This is a genomic window from Streptosporangium sp. NPDC004379 (assembly GCF_042873875.1).
In the GTDB taxonomy this organism is placed as follows: domain Bacteria; phylum Actinomycetota; class Actinomycetes; order Streptosporangiales; family Streptosporangiaceae; genus Streptosporangium.
The window spans coordinates 613,575-632,382 of the sequence record NZ_JBIAMC010000001.1 but is presented as its reverse complement, the minus strand read 5'-3'; the positions used below and the strand labels follow the sequence as shown (position 1 = coordinate 632,382).

Sequence of the window (18,808 nt, the reverse complement as noted above, 5' to 3'; positions counted from 1 at the left end):
CTCTCCATGAGACAGTTCCCGGCCGTCGTCGCGGGACCGGCCGTCCTGACAGCCCTGACAGCCCTGGCCGTCCTGGCCGTCCTGACAGTGTCCGCCTGCTCCACGCCCACGCCGCCCCGGACCGGCACCCCGCCGGTCACGCCGACCGGCCCCGCGGCCCTGCCCGCCCCGACCGGCCCCCACCCGGTCGGCACCACCGCCCTGTACCTGAAGGACACCTCCCGCCCTGATCCGTGGAACCTCGACGCCGACGCCAGAGAACTCAAGGTCACCCTGTGGTACCCGGCCGGGCGGCGGGACGGGCCTCGGGCGCCGTACATGACGCCCGAGGAGTCGGAGCTCCTGCTGAAGGGCAAGGGGATCGCCGGCGTGCCGTACGACACGCTGAGCAGGACGCGTACGAACGCCGTCAAGGACGCCGCCCCCGCCGGACGGAGGCTTCCGCTGGTGGTGCTCTCGCCGGGCTTCACCGAGCCGGTGAGCACGCTCACCTCCCTGGCCGAGGACCTGGCCGGCCGGGGGTACGTCGTGGCCGGGATCGACCACACCTACGAGAGTCACGCCACGACCCTCCCCGGCGGGCGGGTCGCCGGATGCCTCGCCTGCGACAGCGACACCGACCCGGGCTTCGGCACGGGCGTGGTCCGGGGCCGGGCCGCCGACGTCTCCTTCGTGCTCGACCGGCTGATCTCCGGGTGGGGGGCGCACGGCCTGATCGACCGCACCCGGATCGCGATGGCGGGCCAGTCGATCGGCGGGGCCGCCGCCCTGGCGGCCATGGTGGAGGACCCCCGCGTGCGGGCCGGGATCGACATGGACGGCACCACCTACGCCCGGATCCCCCGGAGCGGCCTCTCCCGGCCGTTCATGTTCATGGGGTCGCCGCAGCACGTCCCGGGGGGCCGCGACACCTCGTGGGACCGTGACTGGAAGCGGCTGACCGGGTGGAAGCGCTGGCTGGTGCTGTCCGGCAGCGAACACGGCTCCTTCACCGACTCGCCGCTGCTGGAGGACGCCCTCGGCATCAGGAACCCTCCCGGCGTCCTGCCCGCGGCGCGGTCCGCCGAGCTCGTCCGCTCGTACGTGGCGGCCTTCCTCGACCGGCACCTGAAGTCACGGCGGCAGCCCCTCCTGGACGGGCCGTCACAGCGCTTCCCCGAGGCCGGGTTCTGTCCCGGGGCGTGCGGCCGACCCTGAGGTCACACGCGCCACGTCCGAGGTCATGCCCCTTCGAGGGCCGGCCTGGTGCGGCTCCCGGGCCCGGCCGGGAGCCGCGGCGTGATGAGCGCGGTGACGGGCTCAGAGGGGCAGGCCGAGGTAGGCGGCGTGGGAGCGCATGGCGTGGTCGAAGGCCGGGTCGCGGTCGAGGATCGCGTTGTTGAACTGGCCGAACAGCTCGAAATTGACCCAGCCGAACAGGCCGGTCCAGGCGACCAGGGCGCGGGCGATCACGTCGTCGGGGACGTCCGGGATGATCCCCCGTACCCGGGCGGCGTCCTCGGCGAACGACGCGGCCGGGGGAGGGGTGAGGTCGGGCGGGTTCAGCGCCCCGGCGTGGAGGGCGTCGGAGACGATGCGGCCGTAGACGACGGTGTCGCGCACGGCCGCGGCGACGGTGTCCTGCGGCGCCTGGTAGCCGGGCACGGGCGAGCCGTACAGCAGGGCGTACTCGTGCGGGTGGGCCAGCGCCCAGTCCCGTACGGCGTTGCAGACCGCCAGCCACCGGCCGGTGTGGTCCTCGCGGGGCACGGCCGCGTCGGCGTTCTCCACGGCTTCGCCGAGGGCGTTGTAGGCGTCGAGGATCAGGGTCGTGAGAAGGTCGTCCCGGGAGGGGAAGTAGCGGTAGATCGCCGAGGAGACCATGCCCATCTCCCGGGCGACGGCCCGCAGTGAGAGCCCCGCGGCCCCCTCGGTGGCGAGCTGCCGGCGCGCGATGTCGGCGATCTCCCTGGTCAGCTCGGCTCTGACCCGTTCCCGTGCTGTTCGGCTTGAGCTCATGGTCAGGACGATATCAGAGCGGCGGAAATAAAAGAGAGCACTGCTCTTGACGAGAGTCTCTCTTTTGAGAGAGCATTGCTCTCACAACGAAGCAACGATCTCATCGGAGCCCCCCATGCTGAACCTCGCCAAAGGCGCGAACCTCCTCGTCATGTTCCTGCTGGAGCTGGGCGTCCTCGTCGCGGCGGGGGTCTGGGGCTTCACCACCGGAGCGAACTGGCCGATGAGGCTGCTCCTCGGGCTGGGCGCCCCGGTGGCGTTCGCCGTGGTCTGGGCGGTCTTCGGCGCGGGCGGCGGCGCCAACGCGCCGATCCCGGCCACCGGGCTCGGCCGGGTCGCCCTGGAGGTCGTCTGGTTCGGCGGCGGCGCGGCGGCCCTGGTGGCGGCCGGCCGTACCGGCGCGGGGGCGCTGCTCGCCGCGGTCTTCCTCGTCAACGCGGGGCTGCGGCTGCTGTGGAACCAGTGAGAAGCAGTGAGAACCGGTGAGAGACCAGTGAGAGTGAGAGGGAGAGCGACCATGAGCAAGCACGTCGTCGCGGGGGCCGGGCAGGTCGGCTCGCAGGTGGCCCGGCTGCTGGCCGAGCGGGGTGACGAGGTGGTCCTCGTCAGCCGTTCCGGCTCCGGCCCCAAACTGCCGGGCGTCCGCCGGGTCGCCGCGGACGTGGCCGACCGCGACCGGATGGCCGGCCTCACCAGGGGCGCCGCCACCCTGTTCAACTGCGTCAACCCGCCCTACCACCGCTGGGCCGAGGCGTGGCCCCCGATGGCCGCCTCCATGCTCGGCGCCGCCGAGACCTCCGGCGCCGGATACGTGATCCTCGGCTGCCTGTACGGCTACGCCGCCCCCGACCGGCCGATGCGCGAGAGCGACCCGCTCACCCCGCCCAGCGCCAAGGGCGCCGTCCGGGTGCGGCTGTGGCGCGACGCCCTGGCCGCGCACGAGGCCGGCCGGGTCAGGGTGACCGAGCTGCGGGCCTCCGACTACTTCGGCCCCGGCTCGCTGGACCAGGCGCACCTGGGGGAGAGGTTCGTCCCCCGGCTGCTCTCGGGGAAGGTCGCCCGCTTCATCGGCGACCCCGGGCAGCCGCACAGCTGGACCTACACCCCCGACGTGGCGCGGGCCCTGGTGACGGCGGCCGGGGACGACCGGGTCTGGGGACGCGCCTGGCACATCCCCACCGACGCGCCGCTGCCGGCCGCCCAGGTCGCCGACCGGCTGTGCGAGCTGGCCGGCGTCCGCAACCCGGGCGTCAGGGCGATGCCGCACTGGCTGGTCCGCGCCGGGGGCGCCTTCTCGCCCATGCTCGGCGAGCTGGAGGAGCTGCGATACCAGTTCACCCGGCCCTTCGTTCTCGACTCCACCGATTTCCAGACGACCTTCGGCATGTCGCCCACCCCGCTCGACGAGGCGCTGACCTCGACGATCGCGTGGTGGCGGAACCGTCTCGCGGCGGCGGCGTAGGCCGTACGCTCGGAGCATGCAGATCGCCATGATCGGCCTGGGGGACATCGCGGAGAAGGCGTACCTGCCCGTCCTGTCCGCGCTGCCCGGCCTCGACATCCACCTCAGCACCCGTAACCGCGACACCCTCGACCGCCTGGGCGACGCCTACCGGGTGGCGTCCCGCTCCACCTCGGTGGAGGAGGTGATCGAGGCCGGGGTCGAGGCGGCCTTCGTGCACGCCGCGACCGCCGCGCACGTCAAGGTCGTCGAGCCGCTGCTCCGGGCGGGCGTCCACGTCTACCTCGACAAGCCGATCGCCTACACCTACGCCGAGTCCGAGCGTCTGGTACGGCTCGCCCGCGAGCGGCGGCGGTCGCTGCTGGTCGGCTTCAACCGTCGCCGGGCGCCGTCCTACCGGGAGCTGCTCGGCCTGCCCCGCGACCTGGTGGTCATGCAGAAGAACCGCAGGGACCTCCCCGAGGACCCGCGCGTCGCGATCTTCGACGACTTCGTCCACGTCGTGGACACGCTCAGGTTCCTGGCGCCCGGCCCGGTCGAGCACACCCAGATCCGCACCCGGGTCGCCGACGGCCTGCTGGAGCACGTGACGCTGGAGCTGTCGGGCGACGGCTTCACCGCGTTCGGGATCATGAGCAGGACGAGCGGCGCGTCCGAGGAGACCGTGGAGGTCATGGGCGGGGGCGTCAAGCGCCGGGTGGTGAACCTGGCCGACGTGATCGACTACGCCGGGGGGGAGACGCTGACCCGGCGCGGCGACTGGGTCCCGGTCGGCGAGCAGCGCGGCATCGAGCAGGTCTGCCGGGAGTTCCTCGACGCGGTCCGCTCCGGCGTCGTCATCGACGCCGGCGACGCCCTGGTCACCCACGCGGTCTGCGAGGACATCGTCCGGGCGGCGATCCACCCGGCGACCGACGCCCTCTAGGCCCCGGCCGGCCGTCCGGGCCGCGTCGCAGGACGGCCCGGACGGCCGGGGGGACATGCCGGGCCCGCCCCTGATCCGGGCCCGAAGATGTCAGCGCTGTCCGAGGTAGGCCCGGCCGAGGGCGCGCAGCCGTTCGTGGGCCGACTCGTAGACCGCCGGACCTCCGAGGTACGCCTTGGGGATCTTGGCGAGCATCGTGTAGTTGGTGTCGCAGACGTTGCCGACCGGCGCCTCGCCGATCTGGCTGACGAGCTGGTAGGCGTCCAGGGTCTCCAGGCCGGTGACCTCCGAGGCCCAGGTGACCAGGTCGTGCTGGCTGATCCGGTAGGCGTCCTCCAGCGGGCGGGCCGAGCCGGTCGACATCAGGTGGGTGTCGTCCTCCAGGCGCGGCCACGGGGTGGTCACCCCCTTGACCAGCTCCACCGCGACGACGGTGTTCATCGCCGCCTCGACGGCGGTGCCGCAGACCTCGCCGTGCCCCTGGCGGGCGTGGCCGTCGCCGACCGCGAACAGGCCGCCCTCGACGTTGACGTTCAGGTAGACCGTGACCCCGGCCCGCAGTTCGGGGGTGTCCATGTTGCCGCCGTGCGTGTCCGGGGTGATCGTCATCCGCGCCTCGGACGCGGCGGGCGCCACGCCGACCGTGCCGTGCATCGGGTCCAGCGGCAGCTCGACGGTGAAGTCGCCGTTGCGGGCGTGGTAGCGGACCACGCGGGCCTCGGCGTCGATGTCGTAGCGCCAGACGACCTCCGGCAGCGCCGGGGCGAGCATGGCCGTCGCGTGGGTGGGCGTGAGCGCGCCGAAGTGCGGGAAGGTCGCCGACACCGCCCAGTCCCTGGCCGGTTCGATGGAGACGAAGTGCAGGGCGAGCGTGTCGCCGGGCTCGGCGCCCTCCACGTGGAAGGGGCCGGTGACCGGGTTCAGGTAGGGGAAGTCGCAGACGCGCGAGGGCAGGTCCCCGACGGAGCGGACCCGCCCGGCGAAGCAGTCCTCGGTGTACATCTCGACGACGGTGCCGGGCCGGATCCGCCGTACGGCCGGCCGCCCGCCGAAGGTGTAGCTCAGCTCGGAGGGCTCGGGCCGGTAGGAGACGACGTTCATCGCGCGTCCCCCGTCCGCCCGGAGCGGGAGGCCGAGGGCTCCGGCGCGTCGCCGTGCATCCCGGACAGCGTGGGGCGGCGGCCCAGTGCGTAGGAGACGGCCAGCAGCACGACGCCGAGGGCGATCCAGGACAGCCCCAGCGTCTTGGCCTCGAAGCTGGCGTTGATCACGACGTAGCCCAGGATCGCGAAGCCGATGACCGGGGCGAGCAGGTGCCGCCACAGGTCGCGGCTGCGCCGCCGTACGACGTAGTGGACGACCACCGACACGTGCAGCACGAGGAAGGCGGCCAGCGCGCCGAAGTTGACCAGCCCGCTGATCAGCGGGATGCCGTTGTCCGGGCGGGTGGTCAGGTACAGCCCGACGGCCAGGGACACCGCCGCCGTCAGCAGGGTGGCGTTGACCGGCACCCGGTGCCGGGGGTCCACCTTGGCGAGGAAGGACGGGAGCTGGCGGTCACGGGCCATCGCGTACAGCAGCCGCGAGGTGGCGGCCTGGGCGACGAGGGAGTTGGCGAAACCCCAGGCGATGGCGGTGGCCACCGCGGTCAGGATGCCGAGCCAGCGGCCCCCGGCGAACTCGGCGACGTCGTAGAACGCGGTGCCGGCCGGGTCGCCCTGGGACAGCAGCCGGGCGCGGTCGGGGACGAGCAGCGCGGCCACCCAGGTCTGCGCGATGAACAGCGCGCCGGCCAGGCCGAGCGCGGCGATCATCGACTTGCCCAGCCGGCGGCTGTCGACCTGGCTCTCCTCGGCCAGCGTCGAGATGCCGTCGAAGCCGAGGAAGGACAGCACCGCGATCGAGACCGCCCCGAAGACCAGCGGCCAGGAGAACGTCGAGGAGTCGAACAGCGGGCTGAGCGCCCCCACCTGGGCCTTGCCCGACAGGAGCGCGACCGCGCCGACGATGAGGAAGATCGCCAGGACGATCAGCTCCGCGACCAGCATGATCTTGGTGACCCGCGCGGTCATCTGGATGCCGGTGTAGTTCACGATCGTGTTCAGCAGCACGAACACGATCAGCCATCCCCAGATGGGGATGAAGGGCACGAACGACGCCATCGCCGCGCTCGCGATGAGGTAGAGCAGCGCCGGCACCAGCACGTAGTCGAGCATGATCGCCCACCCGGACAGGAATCCGACGGGGGCGGCGATGCCCCGTCCCGCGTAGGTGTAGACCGAGCCGGCCATCGGGAAGGCACGGGCCATCTGCGCGTAGGACGACGCGGTGAACGCCATGGCGACCATGCCGATGGCGTAGGTCAGCGCGACCATGCCCCCGGAGCCCTGGTAGACGCTGCCGAAGATGCCGAACGGCGCGATCGGGACCATGAAGATCAGGCCGTAGACGAGCAGGTCGGTGAAGGTGAGGGATCTGCGCAGTTCCTGTCGGTAGCCGAACTGCTCTATGGAGGGCTCGGTGGTCATGGAAGCGAGCTCCTAAGCGCCGGAAAGGGGTCCGGTCGTACCTTAGGGGCGATCCTTCCATATGAAAAGTTTTCTATAGAAAGATTTAACGGACGATGTCGAAGTCCAGACCGTCCGCCCGGCCGAGATGGGCCCGCCGCCGCACCCCCCGGTTCAGCAGGGTCAGCCGCCCGCGCGCGGTGACGACGGAGGCGCCGTCGGCCACCGCGTCCACCGCGGGCACGGCCAGCGTCCCGGCCCGGCCCGCGAGCGCGGCCAGCATCAGCACCGCCTCGTAGCACCCCTGGCCGTGCCCGTTGAGCAGCGGCGCGTCGGGGCCGAACCGGCGGACGTAGCGCTCGCCCAGGCTCAGGCTCTCGTCGGTGACCAGGCTCGCGAAATACCCCATCGCCCCGTACAGCTCGCCGGTCGCGTCACCGCCGATGCCGAGCAGGCCGTGCTCCTCCAGCGCCCCGCACAGCCGCGGATGCGACAGCCCCGCCTCGGCGAAGGCCCGGTTGAAGGAGACGAGGTCGCTGCCGATCAGGCTGACCAGCAGGGCGTCGGCCCGGCAGGCGGCCAGCTCGGCCAGGACCGGCGCGAAGTCGCGCACGCCGTACGGCACCAGCCGCTCCCCGGCCACCTCCGCGCCACGCGAGCGCAGGTGACGCCGGGCCGTCCCGTGGACCAGTCGCGGCCAGACGTAGTCGTTGCCGAGCAGGAACCACCTGCGGGCCCGCCGCCGGTCGATGAGCCAGTCCAGGCCCGGCCGCAGCTGCCGGCCCGGCGTCTCGCCGAGGAAGTACACCCCCGGCGCGTGCCCGCCCCCCTCGTACGGCGGGGCGTAGACGAACGGCACCCGGCCGCCCAGCGCCCGCACGACCGCGATCCGCACGTCGCTGCCGTGCGTGCCCGCCACCGCGTCGATCGCCCCGGAGGCCGCCAGCCCGGCGACCTCGGCCGCCACCCGCGCGGCCGGCCCGCCGCCGTCGACCAGCACCAGCTCGACGGGCCTGCCGAGCATCCCGCCCGCGAGGTTGACCTCGTCGGCGGCGAGGACCGCGCAGTTGACCGCGCACGGGCCGACCAGGCCGAGGACCCCCGACAGGGGCACCACGAGCCCGACGCGCAGCGCGGCGCTCCGCAGCAACCGGGCTTCCAGCGGTTCCATGACGGGCGTGACGATGTCTGCCACACTGCGGAGTATCCTCCACTGCCGACGGGCGCCGACAGGCCCGTCACCCGACCGAGACGGGAGCGTCACGTGGCGACCACCGGGCTGGGCTCCTCGCTCGCCTACCTCCTCAGCCGGGCCGAGCGCAGCGTCAACCGCGGGCTCGCCGCCGCGGTGACCGCCGAGGGCGTGACCGTCGAGCAGTGGCGTATCCTGCGCGCCCTCGCCGACGGCCGGGGCCACTCCATGGGAGACCTGGCCGAGGCCGTGCTGATGCCCCACCCGACGCTGACCAAGGCGATCGACCGGCTCATCGACCGCTCCCTCGTCTACCGCGGCCACGACCCGGCCGACCGCCGCCGGGTCGCGGTCTTCCTCGCCGACCGCGGCGCCGAGCTGCTCGGCCGGGTGGAGGGCGGGGTGGCCGGCCACCACCGGCTGATCGAGGCGGCCTACGGCACCGAGCGCACCGAGCGGCTCATGCGCGACCTGGCGGGCCTGGTCGGCGCCCTGGAGGAGGACGACCGGCCCGCCCAGCACGCGGCCGCGGCGCTTCGCCGCGCCGGGGACGGGCATACCCGCCCCTGACCGGTCCGCCCCTGACCGGCCCACTCCCCCGGACCGATCCGCCGTTGACCGGCCCACTCTCCCCGACCGGCCCACCCGCCACGGACGGGCCGATCTCTCCGCTCCAGGAGGGCGGCTCAGGGGTAGAGGCCCCGCATCCGGTGGGTCTCGGCGACCCGGTCCACGCCGATGACGTGCGCCGCCTCGCGCAGGGTGATCCCGCGCTCGGCCGACATCGCCGCGACCGCGTCGAAGGCGTCCTCCATCAGCCCGCGCAGCCTGGCGTCCACCTCGCCCGCGCTCCAGGAGCACGCCTGGAGGTTCTGCACCCACTCCAGATAGGAGACGATCACCCCGCCCGCGTTGGCCAGGATGTCGGGGACCACCGTGGTGCCGGAGTCGGCGAGGATCCGGTCGGCCTCGGGCGTGGTGGGGCCGTTGGCGCCCTCGACGACCAGTCCGGCCCTGATCCGGGACGCGTTGCCCGCCGTGATCACGCCCTCCAGCGCCGCGGGCACCAGCACGTCCACGTCGAGCTCCAGCAGCTCGTCGTGGGACAGGGCGTCGGCGTGGCGGTAGCCGTACACGCCGCCGGTCTCCTCCGCCCACGCCCGCAGGGCGTCGACGTCCAGGCCGGAACGGTCCACCACGGCCCCGGTGACATCGGAGACCGCCACCACGCGGCAGCCGGCGTCGGCGAAGTACCGCGCCGCGCCCGCGCCGACCTTGCCGAACCCCTGGATCGCGACGGTACGGCCGTCCGCGGAGCCGCCCAGGGCCCTGAGCGCGGAGATCAGCACGCCGCGCGAGGTGGCCCCGGCCCGCCCGGCGGAGCCGCCGAGGATGGTGGGCTTGCCGGTCACCACGCCCGGCACGGGACGGCCGGCGTTGATGGAGTACGTGTCCATGATCCAGGCCATGGTCTGCTCGTCGGTGCCGACGTCGGGGGCCGGGATGTCCCGGTCCGGGCCGATGATCGGCATGATCTCATTGACGTAGCGGCGGGTGACCCGCTCCAGCTCCCGCGTGCTCAGCGAGGCCGGGTCCACGGCGACGCCGCCCTTGGCGCCGCCGTACGGGATGCCGACCAGGGCGCACTTCCACGTCATCCACATGGCCAGCGCGGTGACCTCGTGGATGTCGGTGGAGGGGTGGAAGCGGACACCGCCCTTGGCGGGGCCGCGGGTGGTGTTGTGCTGCACCCGGAAGCCCTGCACGACGTCCATCCGGCCGTCCTCGCGGCGGACGGGCACCGAGACGGTGAGCGAGCGGCGGGGCGTGGCCAGCATCGTGCGCAGGCCGTCGTCGAGTCCGAGCCGGTCGGCGGCCCGGTCGAGCTGGAGCAGCGCGGCGTCGAGCGCCTGGCGCCCCGGGCCGATGAGAGTGGTCGCCGGCGTCGTTGACGGCACCATGGTGGTCATGAGGACAGCCTCCATAGGATGGGCGGGGCGCCGTTGCCCCGCCCGGAACTGTTGGTGACGATCACATTAATGACGGGTTTTTTGCCCGCCAAGCAGGGCATGTTGCGTTCGTGTGAACGTTTCTTGTGCGTTCCGCTGCCTGCGGGCCTGATCCGTTGAAACCGATCAGATCAGGTGGAACGGGCCGGGGGAACGCGCCGATACGGCAGGCTTCCCTGTGAAAGCCTGCCGTTCTGTACTGGTTGAGAGGTCTGAGGTGCCGGAACTTGTCGTCGGTCCGATGCTGCGCTACGTGGACGAGACCGATGCGTCGGTGTGGGTGGAGACCAGCGAGCCCTGCGAGGTGACCGTCGAGGTCGGCGGGGTGCGGTCGCGGGCGTCGACGTTCACCGTGCACGGCCACCACTACGCGATCGTCGACGTCTCCCATGAGGGGACCTACGAGGTCCGCCTCGACGGGGAGGTCGTCTGGCCGCTGCCCGACCAGCCGCCCAGCCGCATCCGCCTCCTCGGGGCGGACGGTCCCCGCCGGGTGATGTTCGGCTCGTGCCGCACCAGCGTCCCGCACGACACGCTGCACACCATCTCCCACGGGGTGGACGTGCTGCGCGCCTACGGCTGCACGATGATGGAGACGCCCGAGGAGGACTGGCCCGACCTGCTCCTGCTGCTCGGCGACCAGGTCTACGCGGACGAGCCGTCCAGCGAGATGCTGGAGTTCATCAGGAACCGCCGGGACGGCGAGCCCACCGGGGAGATCGCGGACTTCGAGGAGTACGCCGAGCTGTACCGCTACGCGTGGACCGACCCCGAGATCCGCTGGCTCCTGTCCACGATGCCCAGCGCGATGATCTTCGATGACCACGACCTGCGGGACGACTGGAACACCTCCGCCACCTGGCGCGAGCAGATGGCCCGGGTGTCGTGGTGGCCGCGCCGGGTGATCTCCGGGCTCAGCGCCTACTGGGTCTACCAGCACCTGGGCAACATGTCGCCCGGGGAGCGCGCCTCCGACGAGGTGCTGGCCAGGCTGTGCAAGGCCGAGGGCGACGGGGCGGAGATCCTCGACGCGTTCGCCGAGCACGCCGACGCCGTCCCGACCGACAACCGGTGGAGCTACGCCCGCGACCTCGGCGACACCCGCCTGATCATGCTCGACTCCCGGTGCGCCCGCCAGCTGGACCCGAAGGACCGGCGGATGATCGATCCGGTCGAGTGGGAATGGCTCGCCGAGCAGTTCCGGCGGGAGGGCGCCGAGCGCTTCGTGATCGGCACGTCCGTGCCGTTCCTGCTGCCCTCCGGGATCCACCACATCCAGAACTGGAACGAGAAGCTGGCCCAGGGCGCCTGGGGGCCCCGGGTGGCGCGCTGGTCGGAGAAGCTGCGCCAGGCCGTCGACCTGGAACACTGGGCGGCCTTCCGCCGCTCCTTCGAGGACCTGGCCGGACTGCTGGCGCGGACGGGCAAGCCGGTGATCATCCTGTCCGGCGACGTGCACTACTCCTACGTCGCCAAGGCCGACGGGCTACCGGTCTACCAGCTCGTCTGCTCGCCGATCCGCAACCCGCTGAGCCGTACGCTCCGCCTGGCCAACATCGTCGCCCAGTTCGGCGTCGCCACGCTGATCGGCGGCTGGCTGGCGCGCCTGGCGAAGATCCCCAAGCCGTCCATGAAGTGGAAGATCGCGCACGGGCCGTGGTTCTCCAACGCGGTGGCCACCCTGACGCTGGACAGCACCCCGCCGTCGGTCCGCTGGGACACCGCGGCGGCCACCGAGATCTCCGAGGTCAGCACGGTCCGGCTGCCCTGACACGGCGCCGCCCCGGAAGCCGCCGCGCCACGAGGCGCGGTCCGGGCGCCACTGGTCGCGGAAGATACTCTCATTGGTGAAAGTTCCAGCGAAGTTACTAACATGGATGAGAGCATTCCATGGTGCAGTTCATCGGACGTGAGCGTGAGCTCGGCCTTCTCCGTGATCACCTGGATCTGGTACGAGCGGCGATCGGCGGCAGCCGCCCGGGCCGTTGCCTGATCATGCGGGGCCGTCGCCGTGTCGGCAAGTCGCGGCTCGTGGAGGAGTTCGCCCGCTCCTCCGGTGCACCGGTGCTGTATTACACCGCCGGCGGGGTGCGCGTGGAGCAGGAACTGGAGCAGTTCCGCAAGGACGCCGCGCTTTCCGGGGTCAGGGAATGGGCACTGCTCGCCGAAACCCCGGTGAACACCTGGGACGGTGCGTTTCACCTGCTGAGCCAGGTGCTGCCCGACGACCGGGCCTCCGTGGTGGTGATCGACGAGGTTCCCTATCTCGCGCAGGGAGACCCCGGCTTCGAGGGCACGTTGCAGCGGGCCTGGGACAGGTTCTTCGAGCAGAAGCCCGTCCTGCTGATCCTGATCGGTTCGGACCTGTCGGTGATGGAGGCGCTCACCGGTTACGGCAGACCGTTCTACCAGCGCGGGCGGGAGATGAAAGTCGGTCCCCTGACGCCGGGTGAGGTCGGCCGCATGCTGGCCCTTCCGGCGGCCGAGACCTTCGACGCCTGGCTGGTGACGGGTGGGCTCCCGCTGATCTGCGCCGAGTGGAAGCCCGGAGAGGAGGTGTGGGAGTTCCTCGAACGTGCCCTCGCCGACCCCACGTCTCCGCTGCTGGTCTCCGCCGAACGCTCGCTCGCCGCGGAGTTCCCCAAGCAGGCGATCGCAAAGGACGTGCTCGGGGTCATCGGCTCCGGCGAGCGGACCTTCAGCAACATCTCACGGGCCTGCGGAGGCCTCTCCGCGGCGACGACGACCCGATCCCTGGAGCTTCTCACCGTCAAACAGGTCGTGGCCGCCGAGCTCCCTCTGAGCACCCGTCCTTCCAGGGATCGCCGCTATCGCATCGCCGATCCTTACCTGCGGTTCTGGACGCGATTCCTTGAGCCCGCCCTGCCGTTGCTCGAACGAGGACGCTCCGACGTGGTGCTGCGCCGCATCCGGGAGGGCTGGACCTCCTGGCGCGGGCGGGCGGTGGAACCCGTGGTACGCGAGGCTCTGGCCCGTCTGCTACCCGGTGAGACCTTCCCCGACGTGGTCGAGGTGGGCTCTTTCTGGACCCGCACGAACAATGTGGAGATAGACATCGTCGGAGCCGATCGCGGGCCCATCGCCAAACGGCTCTTCTTCGTCGGTTCGGTGAAGTGGCTCCAGGAGCGGCCCTTCGACGACCACGACCTCGCCAGGTTGGCACAGGCGCAGGGGGCCGTCGCGGGGGCGACGCCCCTTCCGATGATCGCCGTTTCCCGATCCGGGACGACGGCGGGTGGTCTGGCGGCCGCCTACGGCCCTGAGGATCTCCTGCGCGCCTGGGAGTGACGGCCGGTACGGCCCGCGCCGTGGGGCGGGGCCGTACCGGGGCGGTCAGCCCGTGAATTCGGCGATGGCGTCGGCGAGCTGTTCGACGGCCCAGACGAGGTCCTCCTCGGAGACGACGATCGGCGGGGCGAGCCGGATGGTCGAGCCGTGGGTGTCCTTGGCGAGGACGCCGCGGCGCATCAGCGCCTTGGAGACCTCGCGGCCGCTCGCCAGAGACGGGTCGACGTCCACGCCCGCCCACAGGCCGCGGCCGCGCACGGCCACCACGCCGTGGCCGATGAGCGCCCGCAGCCGCTCGTGCATGACCGCGCCGAGCTCCCTGGCCCGCGCCTGGTACTCGCCGGTGCCGAGCATCTCGATGACCGCGTTCGCCACCGCGCAGGCGAGCGGGTTGCCGCCGAAGGTGGAGCCGTGCTGGCCCGGCCTGATCACGCCGAGCACGTCCGCGTTCGCGGTGATCGCCGAGACGGGGACGACGCCGCCGCCCAGGGCCTTGCCCAGCACGTAGACGTCCGGGACGACGCCCTCGTGGTCGCAGGCGAAGGTGTCACCGGTACGGCCGAGGCCGGACTGGATCTCGTCGGCGATCATCAGGACGTTCCGCTCGGTGCACAGCTCCCGCACCTGGGTGAGGTAGCCGTCCGGCGGGACCAGCACGCCGGCCTCGCCCTGGATGGGCTCCAGCAGCACGGCGACGGTGTCCTCGTCGATCGCCTCGCGGATCGCCTCGGCCGAGCCGTACTTCACGATCCTGAAACCGGGCGTGTAGGGGCCGAAGCCGTCGTGGGCGTCGGGGTCGGTGGAGAAGCTGACGATCGTGGTGGTGCGGCCGTGGAAGTTGTCCTCCATCACGATGATGTTGGCCCGGTCCGGCGTCACGCCCTTGACCTCGTAACCCCACTTGCGGGCCACCTTGATCGCGGTCTCCACGGCCTCGGCCCCGGTGTTCATCGGCAGGACCATCTCCTTGCCGGTGAGGTCGCCGAGTCCGGCCGCGAAGGCGGCGAACTGGTCGTGGAAGAACGCGCGGCTGGTGAGGGTGAGCCGGGACAGCTGCTCCTGGGCCGCCGCGATGATCTTCGGATTCCCGTGGCCGAAGTTCAGCGAGGAGTAGCCGGACAGGCAGTCCAGGAACCGCTTGCCCTCCACGTCGGTCACCCAGGCCCCCTGCGCCTCGTGGATCACGACGGGGAGCGGGTGGTAGTTGTGCGCGCTGCGGCGCTCACTGAGTTCGATGAACTCGTTGGTGCTGGTCATCCGATATCCGCCGTTCCTTCGGTGCGGTTCCTTGCTGTCAGAGCTGTCAGAGCTGTCAGGCCGTCCTGCCTGGATTCATCCCCGGATCTCCAGCGTGCAGCACTTGGGGCCGCCGCCCGCCTTGCGCAGCTCCGACAGGTCGACGGGCACGACCTCGAAACCGCGGCGCTTGAGCTCCAGCTGGAGGTCTGCCGCCTCCGTGTTGATCACTACGTTGGTCCCGTCGCTGACCGCGTTGAGTCCCAGGACGGTCGCGTCGTCCTCGGTGGCGATGACGGCCTCGGGGAACATGGCGCGGAGCACCTCCTGGCTGCCCGCCGAGAAGGCCCCTGGGAAGTATGCCACGTTATGTCCGTTTAGCGGGAAGAGTGCGGTGTCGAGGTGGTAGAAGCGCGGGTCCGCGAGCTGCAGCGTCACCACCGGCAGGCCGAGGAACTCCTGGGCCTCCTTGTGCGCGGTGATGTCGGTCCGGAAACCGGTCCCGGCCAGGATCACGTCGTCGAGCGTGAGGAAGTCGCCCTCGCCCTCGTTGACGAAGGCCGGCTCGCAGATCCGGTCGTAGCCGTTGGAGACGAACCAGTTCAGGTAGGCGGGCCCCTCGGCGGCGCGCTGCGGGTAGGTGAACCGCGCGCCGTACACCCGGCCGCGGACGACCAGCGCGCCGTTGGCCGCGAACACCATGTCCGGCAGGCCCTCGACCGGCTCGATCAGGCTGACCTCGTGCCCGAGTTCGAGGTAGACCTTCCTGAGGGTCTCCCACTGCAGGATCGCCCGGTCCCGGTCGGCGCCCGCCTCCGGGTGCATCCACGGGTTGATCGCGTACTCCACCGCGAAATGGTCGGGCCGGCACATGAGGTAGTGCTTGGACATGCGAAACCCCGCAAAGGACGTCGTGGTGGGAAACGACGGCGGCCGTCGTGGCGAGACCGTCGCGGTGAGAACGGCTACAGCCTAGGAACGCGGGTTCACGCAGGCCAAGGGCGCGATCGTGCGCGTTCGCGCGGATTCCTTGCGTGTTTCACCGGGGAAACGGGGATTCGTTGTGCGTGACGATGACCGGGGTGTCGGTGAGGCGGGAGAGCACGATGGAGCTCTTCGTCCGCACCACGAACGGCTCCGCCGCGATCCGCTCGATCACCCGCTCCACGTGCCGGACGTCGGTGGCCCTGATGTGCAGCAGCGCGTCGGCCTCGCCGGTGATGGTGCAGGCGGAGACCACCTCGGGATGGCGGGCCACGGCCACCCCGATCGCCGACGGCGAGGTCTTGCCCGCGCAGAACAGCTCCACGTACGCCTCGGTGGTCCACCCGAGCGCCGCGGGCTCCACCCGCGCGGTGAACCCGGTGATCGCCCCCCGGTCGCGCAGCCGGTCGACGCGGCGCTTCACCGCCGACGCCGACAGGCCCACCCGCTGCCCGATCTCCGCGTAGGTGGCGCGGGCGTCCTCGACGAGCGCCCCGATGATGTCACGGTCCAGCCGGTCCAACTCCACCGCTGCTTTCTAACACAGCGAGCCGGTACGGCGAGCCGTACGGCCCGCCGCCCGCGCCCCGGTTCCGGCCGCCCCGGGAGCGATGCGCCCCGGCCGATCCGGTCCGCGCCGCTCCGGTTCGCGCCGGTCCGTCCCGCTCTGCGCCGCTCCGGTTCGCGCCGGTCCGCCGCGGTCCGCCCGGTCAGGCCGTACGGCCCGTCCGGGCCGTCTCAGCCGGGGCCGTCTCCGCGGTGGTCGTCGAGGAGCCCGGCCTCGTGGACCAGCAGCGCGATCTGGACGCGGTTGTTGAGGCCCAGCTTGGCCAGGACGCTCGATACGTGCGTCTTGACCGTGGGCACGCTGAGGAAGAGCACCGCCCCGATCTCGGCGTTGGACCGGCCCTGGCCGACCGCGACGGAGACCTCCCGCTCACGGTCGTTCAGCAGGGCGAGACGCTCCCTGGCGCGGGTCCGCCTCAGGTCGGGGGCGGGATCCGCCACCCGGTCGATGAGGCGGCGGGTCACCGAGGGCGACAGCACCGGATATCCCCGCGCCACCTGGCGTATCGCGGTCACGATCTCACCGGGCGGGGTGTCCTTGAGCAGGAACCCGGCCGCCCCGGCGCGCAGGGCGCGCAGGACGTGCTCGTCGGCGTCGAAGGTGGTCAGGACGATGACCTCCGGCGCGCCGCCCCGGGCGCGCAGCCTCTCGGTCGGGGCCAGCCCGTCCATCGAGGGCATCCTGATGTCCATCAGGACCACGTCGGGGGAGTGCCGGTCGGCGAGACGGAGCGCCTCGGCCCCGTCGCCCGCCTCGGCGACCACGCGGATGTCGGGGGCGCCGCCCAGCATCATCGTCAGACCGGCGCGGACCAGGGGGTCGTCGTCGGCGATGAGCACGCCGACCGGCGCGGGGACGGAACCGGTCACGGCGGTCATGGCGGCCATGGTAGCCAGGCCGTCAGCCGCCGGCCGCCCGCGTCGTCGGGGCCGTGCTCCAGGCGGCCGCCCGCCAGGGCGACGCGCTCGGCCAGCCCGGCCAGGCCCCGGCCCGACCCCGCGCCGGACGCGGATGAGCCCGGCCTGCCGTACGCGGCCGCCGCGAGGGCGGGGCCCTCGTCCGGGTGATCGCCGTGCGTGGGCGACGCGGACCCGGCGACGCCGGACGCGGGCCCAGGAACCTCCGGCGCGGCGGGGGGAGCGGTGTTGCGCACCTCGACGGTCAGCCCCGTCCCCGGCGCCCCCGCGAGCCGTACCGTCACCCGGGCGCCGGGGGCATGCTTGCGCGCGTTGGTCAGCGCCTCCTGGACGATCCGGTACGCGGTGCGGCCCGCCGGATCGGGGGCGGCCCCGGCGAGGTCCTCGCCGAGGGTCACCTCCATGCCCGCCCTGCCCGACTCGGCGACCAGCTCCCGGACGTCGGCGAGGGTGGGCTGCGGCAGCTCGCCGACAGGCGCCCGGAGCACGCCGATGACCTCGCGCAGGTCCTGCAGCGCCCGGTGGGCGCTCTCCCGGATCACCTTGGCCGCCCGGGCGACGTCCTCGGCCGGGGCGCCGGGGTTGTACTCCAGCGCGCCGGCGTGCACGCTCAGTAGCGACAGCCGGTGTCCGAGGACGTCGTGGATCTCCCGGGCGATCGCCTCGCGGGTCCGGTGCTGGGCCTGCTCGGCGCGGAGCGCCGCCTCGGTCTCGGCCCGGGCGGCGCGGTCGCGCAGCGACGCCGCGAGCCTGCGCCGGTGGTGGACGAACAGACCCCAGCCCACCGCGGCGCCCTGGAACGAGACGCCCAGCAGGAACACCAGGAGGGGAGGGTCCTCGGGCTCCGGGCGCAGCACGACGAAGCCCAGCGCCCCCACGAGGCTCAGCGCGAAGACCGCCGAGGAGGTGCGCGGCGGCCGGTGCACCGCCACGGTGAACAACGCGGCCAGCATCGCGCCGCCGACCGTCTCAGAGAACGACGACAGGATCACCAGCACGACGGCCAGTTCGACCGGCCGGCGGCGGCGCAGCCACAGCGCGGCGCAGCCCAGCGCGCCGGTGACCTGGTCGAGGTTGAACAGCCACGTCTCCGGCCGGGGGCGGACCTCCAGCCGCAACCCCGCCATCACGAGCCCGAAGAGCACCGCCAGCAGGAACAGCAGGAGGTCCACGGCCCAGTCGCGCGGGCTCCGCCGTACCCCGGCGGCGGGTGCGGATCCGTTCATCGCCCGAAAGCCTAGGAGCCCGGAGGGGGACGCCGCTCCTCACGGACGGCAGGAGATACCAAAGTCGCACCCGGCGTCTACCTTCGCCGGTGGCGGGGCCCGGGGACGGCGACGCCGGTCGGAGCGGGGCGTTCCGACGGCCGATCCCCGCCGGGACGGCGATCCCTAGCGTCGGATCCATGGGCAAAGCCATTCAGTTCATCGGATTCCTCATGCTCCTCCAGGGCGTCAGCGGGACGATCGACCGCCTGTTCGTCCAGCCGTTCATGGGCGGGCTCCTCAACCTCTTCAACCGCGTGGTCATCCCGCACCTGGACTTCCTGACCGGCTACGAGGTCTATGCGAACCTGAGCCTGGCGGCCCTGGGCGCCGCCGTCCTCGTCGCCGCCGACCGGATCGGAACGTCGGGGACGTCGTGACGGAAAGCGAGAAGGGGGCCGCGACGGATCGTCGCGGCCCCCTTCTCCGAAGGACC

At 72.3% G+C, this 18,808-nt stretch carries 18 protein-coding genes; 8 read left to right on the top strand and 10 right to left on the bottom strand.

Annotated features, from left to right (window positions below; translation table 11 throughout):
• Positions 1 to 6: 6 nt before the first annotated feature.
• The gene (locus ACFYSC_RS02785) at positions 7 to 1,197 is read left to right on the top strand and encodes an alpha/beta hydrolase family protein (RefSeq protein WP_389955651.1); all 1,191 of its coding nucleotides are present in this window, start codon (positions 7 to 9) and stop codon (positions 1,195 to 1,197) included.
• A 102-nt stretch (positions 1,198 to 1,299) separates the two neighbouring features.
• On the opposite strand, the gene ACFYSC_RS02780 is transcribed toward ACFYSC_RS02785, so the two are convergent.
• Complete coding sequence (locus ACFYSC_RS02780; protein ID WP_389955649.1) at positions 1,300 to 1,998, bottom strand: TetR/AcrR family transcriptional regulator; 699 nt, start codon at positions 1,996 to 1,998, stop codon at positions 1,300 to 1,302.
• Between the two features lie 115 nt (positions 1,999 to 2,113).
• Between ACFYSC_RS02780 and ACFYSC_RS02775 the strand changes: the two genes are divergently transcribed.
• Genes ACFYSC_RS02775 through ACFYSC_RS02765 form a run of 3 tightly spaced genes read left to right on the top strand, consistent with a single transcriptional unit; the run spans position 2,114 to position 4,385 of the window.
• Entirely contained in the window at positions 2,114 to 2,464 is a 351-nt protein-coding gene (locus ACFYSC_RS02775; RefSeq protein ID WP_389955646.1) for a YrdB family protein, read from the top strand.
• 51 nt (positions 2,465 to 2,515) lie between these two features.
• Entirely contained in the window at positions 2,516 to 3,460 is a 945-nt protein-coding gene (locus tag ACFYSC_RS02770) for an NAD-dependent epimerase/dehydratase family protein (protein WP_389955643.1), read from the top strand.
• A 16-nt stretch (positions 3,461 to 3,476) separates the two neighbouring features.
• Positions 3,477 to 4,385 carry a Gfo/Idh/MocA family protein gene (locus ACFYSC_RS02765; protein ID WP_389955640.1) on the top strand — a complete coding sequence of 303 codons (909 nt, stop codon included), beginning with the start codon at positions 3,477 to 3,479 and terminating at the stop codon, positions 4,383 to 4,385.
• Between the two features lie 90 nt (positions 4,386 to 4,475).
• On the opposite strand, the gene ACFYSC_RS02760 is transcribed toward ACFYSC_RS02765, so the two are convergent.
• The 3 genes from ACFYSC_RS02760 to ACFYSC_RS02750 all read right to left on the bottom strand — a co-directional run bounded on the left by ACFYSC_RS02760 (position 4,476) and on the right by ACFYSC_RS02750 (position 8,087).
• Complete coding sequence (locus tag ACFYSC_RS02760; protein ID WP_389955638.1) at positions 4,476 to 5,486, bottom strand: acetamidase/formamidase family protein; 1,011 nt, start codon at positions 5,484 to 5,486, stop codon at positions 4,476 to 4,478.
• Positions 5,483 to 6,913 carry an APC family permease gene (locus ACFYSC_RS02755; RefSeq protein WP_389955636.1) on the bottom strand — a complete coding sequence of 477 codons (1,431 nt, stop codon included), beginning with the start codon at positions 6,911 to 6,913 and terminating at the stop codon, positions 5,483 to 5,485. The genes ACFYSC_RS02760 and ACFYSC_RS02755 overlap by 4 nt, the downstream gene beginning before the upstream one ends.
• 85 nt (positions 6,914 to 6,998) lie before the next feature.
• Positions 6,999 to 8,087 (bottom strand): substrate-binding domain-containing protein, encoded by a 1,089-nt coding sequence (locus tag ACFYSC_RS02750; protein ID WP_362928437.1) that lies wholly within the window; start codon positions 8,085 to 8,087, stop codon positions 6,999 to 7,001.
• Between the two features lie 69 nt (positions 8,088 to 8,156).
• Here ACFYSC_RS02750 and ACFYSC_RS02745 point away from each other — a divergent pair, with 69 nt between their 5' ends.
• Positions 8,157 to 8,654: a MarR family winged helix-turn-helix transcriptional regulator gene (locus tag ACFYSC_RS02745; protein ID WP_389955632.1), complete on the top strand. Its 498-nt coding sequence runs from the start codon at positions 8,157 to 8,159 to the stop codon at positions 8,652 to 8,654.
• A 116-nt stretch (positions 8,655 to 8,770) separates the two neighbouring features.
• On the opposite strand, the gene ACFYSC_RS02740 is transcribed toward ACFYSC_RS02745, so the two are convergent.
• Positions 8,771 to 10,054, bottom strand: coding sequence for a Glu/Leu/Phe/Val dehydrogenase (locus tag ACFYSC_RS02740; protein WP_362928441.1), 1,284 nt, complete (start codon positions 10,052 to 10,054; stop codon positions 8,771 to 8,773).
• A 280-nt stretch (positions 10,055 to 10,334) separates the two neighbouring features.
• Between ACFYSC_RS02740 and ACFYSC_RS02735 the strand changes: the two genes are divergently transcribed.
• Positions 10,335 to 11,864, top strand: a complete 1,530-nt coding sequence (locus ACFYSC_RS02735) for an alkaline phosphatase D family protein (protein ID WP_389955629.1) — start codon at positions 10,335 to 10,337, stop codon at positions 11,862 to 11,864.
• 119 nt (positions 11,865 to 11,983) lie between these two features.
• The gene (locus ACFYSC_RS02730; protein WP_389955627.1) at positions 11,984 to 13,402 is read left to right on the top strand and encodes an ATP-binding protein; all 1,419 of its coding nucleotides are present in this window, start codon (positions 11,984 to 11,986) and stop codon (positions 13,400 to 13,402) included.
• Positions 13,403 to 13,447: 45 nt separating this feature from the next.
• Here the strand turns inward: ACFYSC_RS02730 and rocD are convergent, their stop codons facing one another.
• The 5 genes from rocD to ACFYSC_RS02705 form a co-directional block, all read right to left on the bottom strand.
• Positions 13,448 to 14,659 carry an ornithine--oxo-acid transaminase gene (gene rocD, locus ACFYSC_RS02725; RefSeq protein WP_389955624.1) on the bottom strand — a complete coding sequence of 404 codons (1,212 nt, stop codon included), beginning with the start codon at positions 14,657 to 14,659 and terminating at the stop codon, positions 13,448 to 13,450.
• Between the two features lie 75 nt (positions 14,660 to 14,734).
• Positions 14,735 to 15,529 (bottom strand): dimethylargininase, encoded by a 795-nt coding sequence (gene ddaH / locus ACFYSC_RS02720; RefSeq protein WP_362928449.1) that lies wholly within the window; start codon positions 15,527 to 15,529, stop codon positions 14,735 to 14,737.
• Between the two features lie 148 nt (positions 15,530 to 15,677).
• Positions 15,678 to 16,151, bottom strand: coding sequence for an Lrp/AsnC family transcriptional regulator (locus ACFYSC_RS02715; RefSeq protein WP_362928451.1), 474 nt, complete (start codon positions 16,149 to 16,151; stop codon positions 15,678 to 15,680).
• A gap of 209 nt (positions 16,152 to 16,360) precedes the next feature.
• The gene (locus tag ACFYSC_RS02710) at positions 16,361 to 17,068 is read right to left on the bottom strand and encodes a response regulator (RefSeq protein WP_389955620.1); all 708 of its coding nucleotides are present in this window, start codon (positions 17,066 to 17,068) and stop codon (positions 16,361 to 16,363) included.
• A complete protein-coding gene (locus ACFYSC_RS02705) occupies positions 17,065 to 18,333 on the bottom strand; it encodes a sensor histidine kinase (RefSeq protein ID WP_389955617.1) in 1,269 nt (422 codons plus the stop codon). Before ACFYSC_RS02705 ends, ACFYSC_RS02710 begins: the two co-directional genes overlap by 4 nt.
• A 179-nt stretch (positions 18,334 to 18,512) precedes the next feature.
• On the opposite strand from ACFYSC_RS02705, the gene ACFYSC_RS02700 reads away from it, so the two are divergent.
• Positions 18,513 to 18,752 (top strand): hypothetical protein, encoded by a 240-nt coding sequence (locus ACFYSC_RS02700; protein WP_389955614.1) that lies wholly within the window; start codon positions 18,513 to 18,515, stop codon positions 18,750 to 18,752.
• Positions 18,753 to 18,808: the final 56 nt, after the last annotated feature.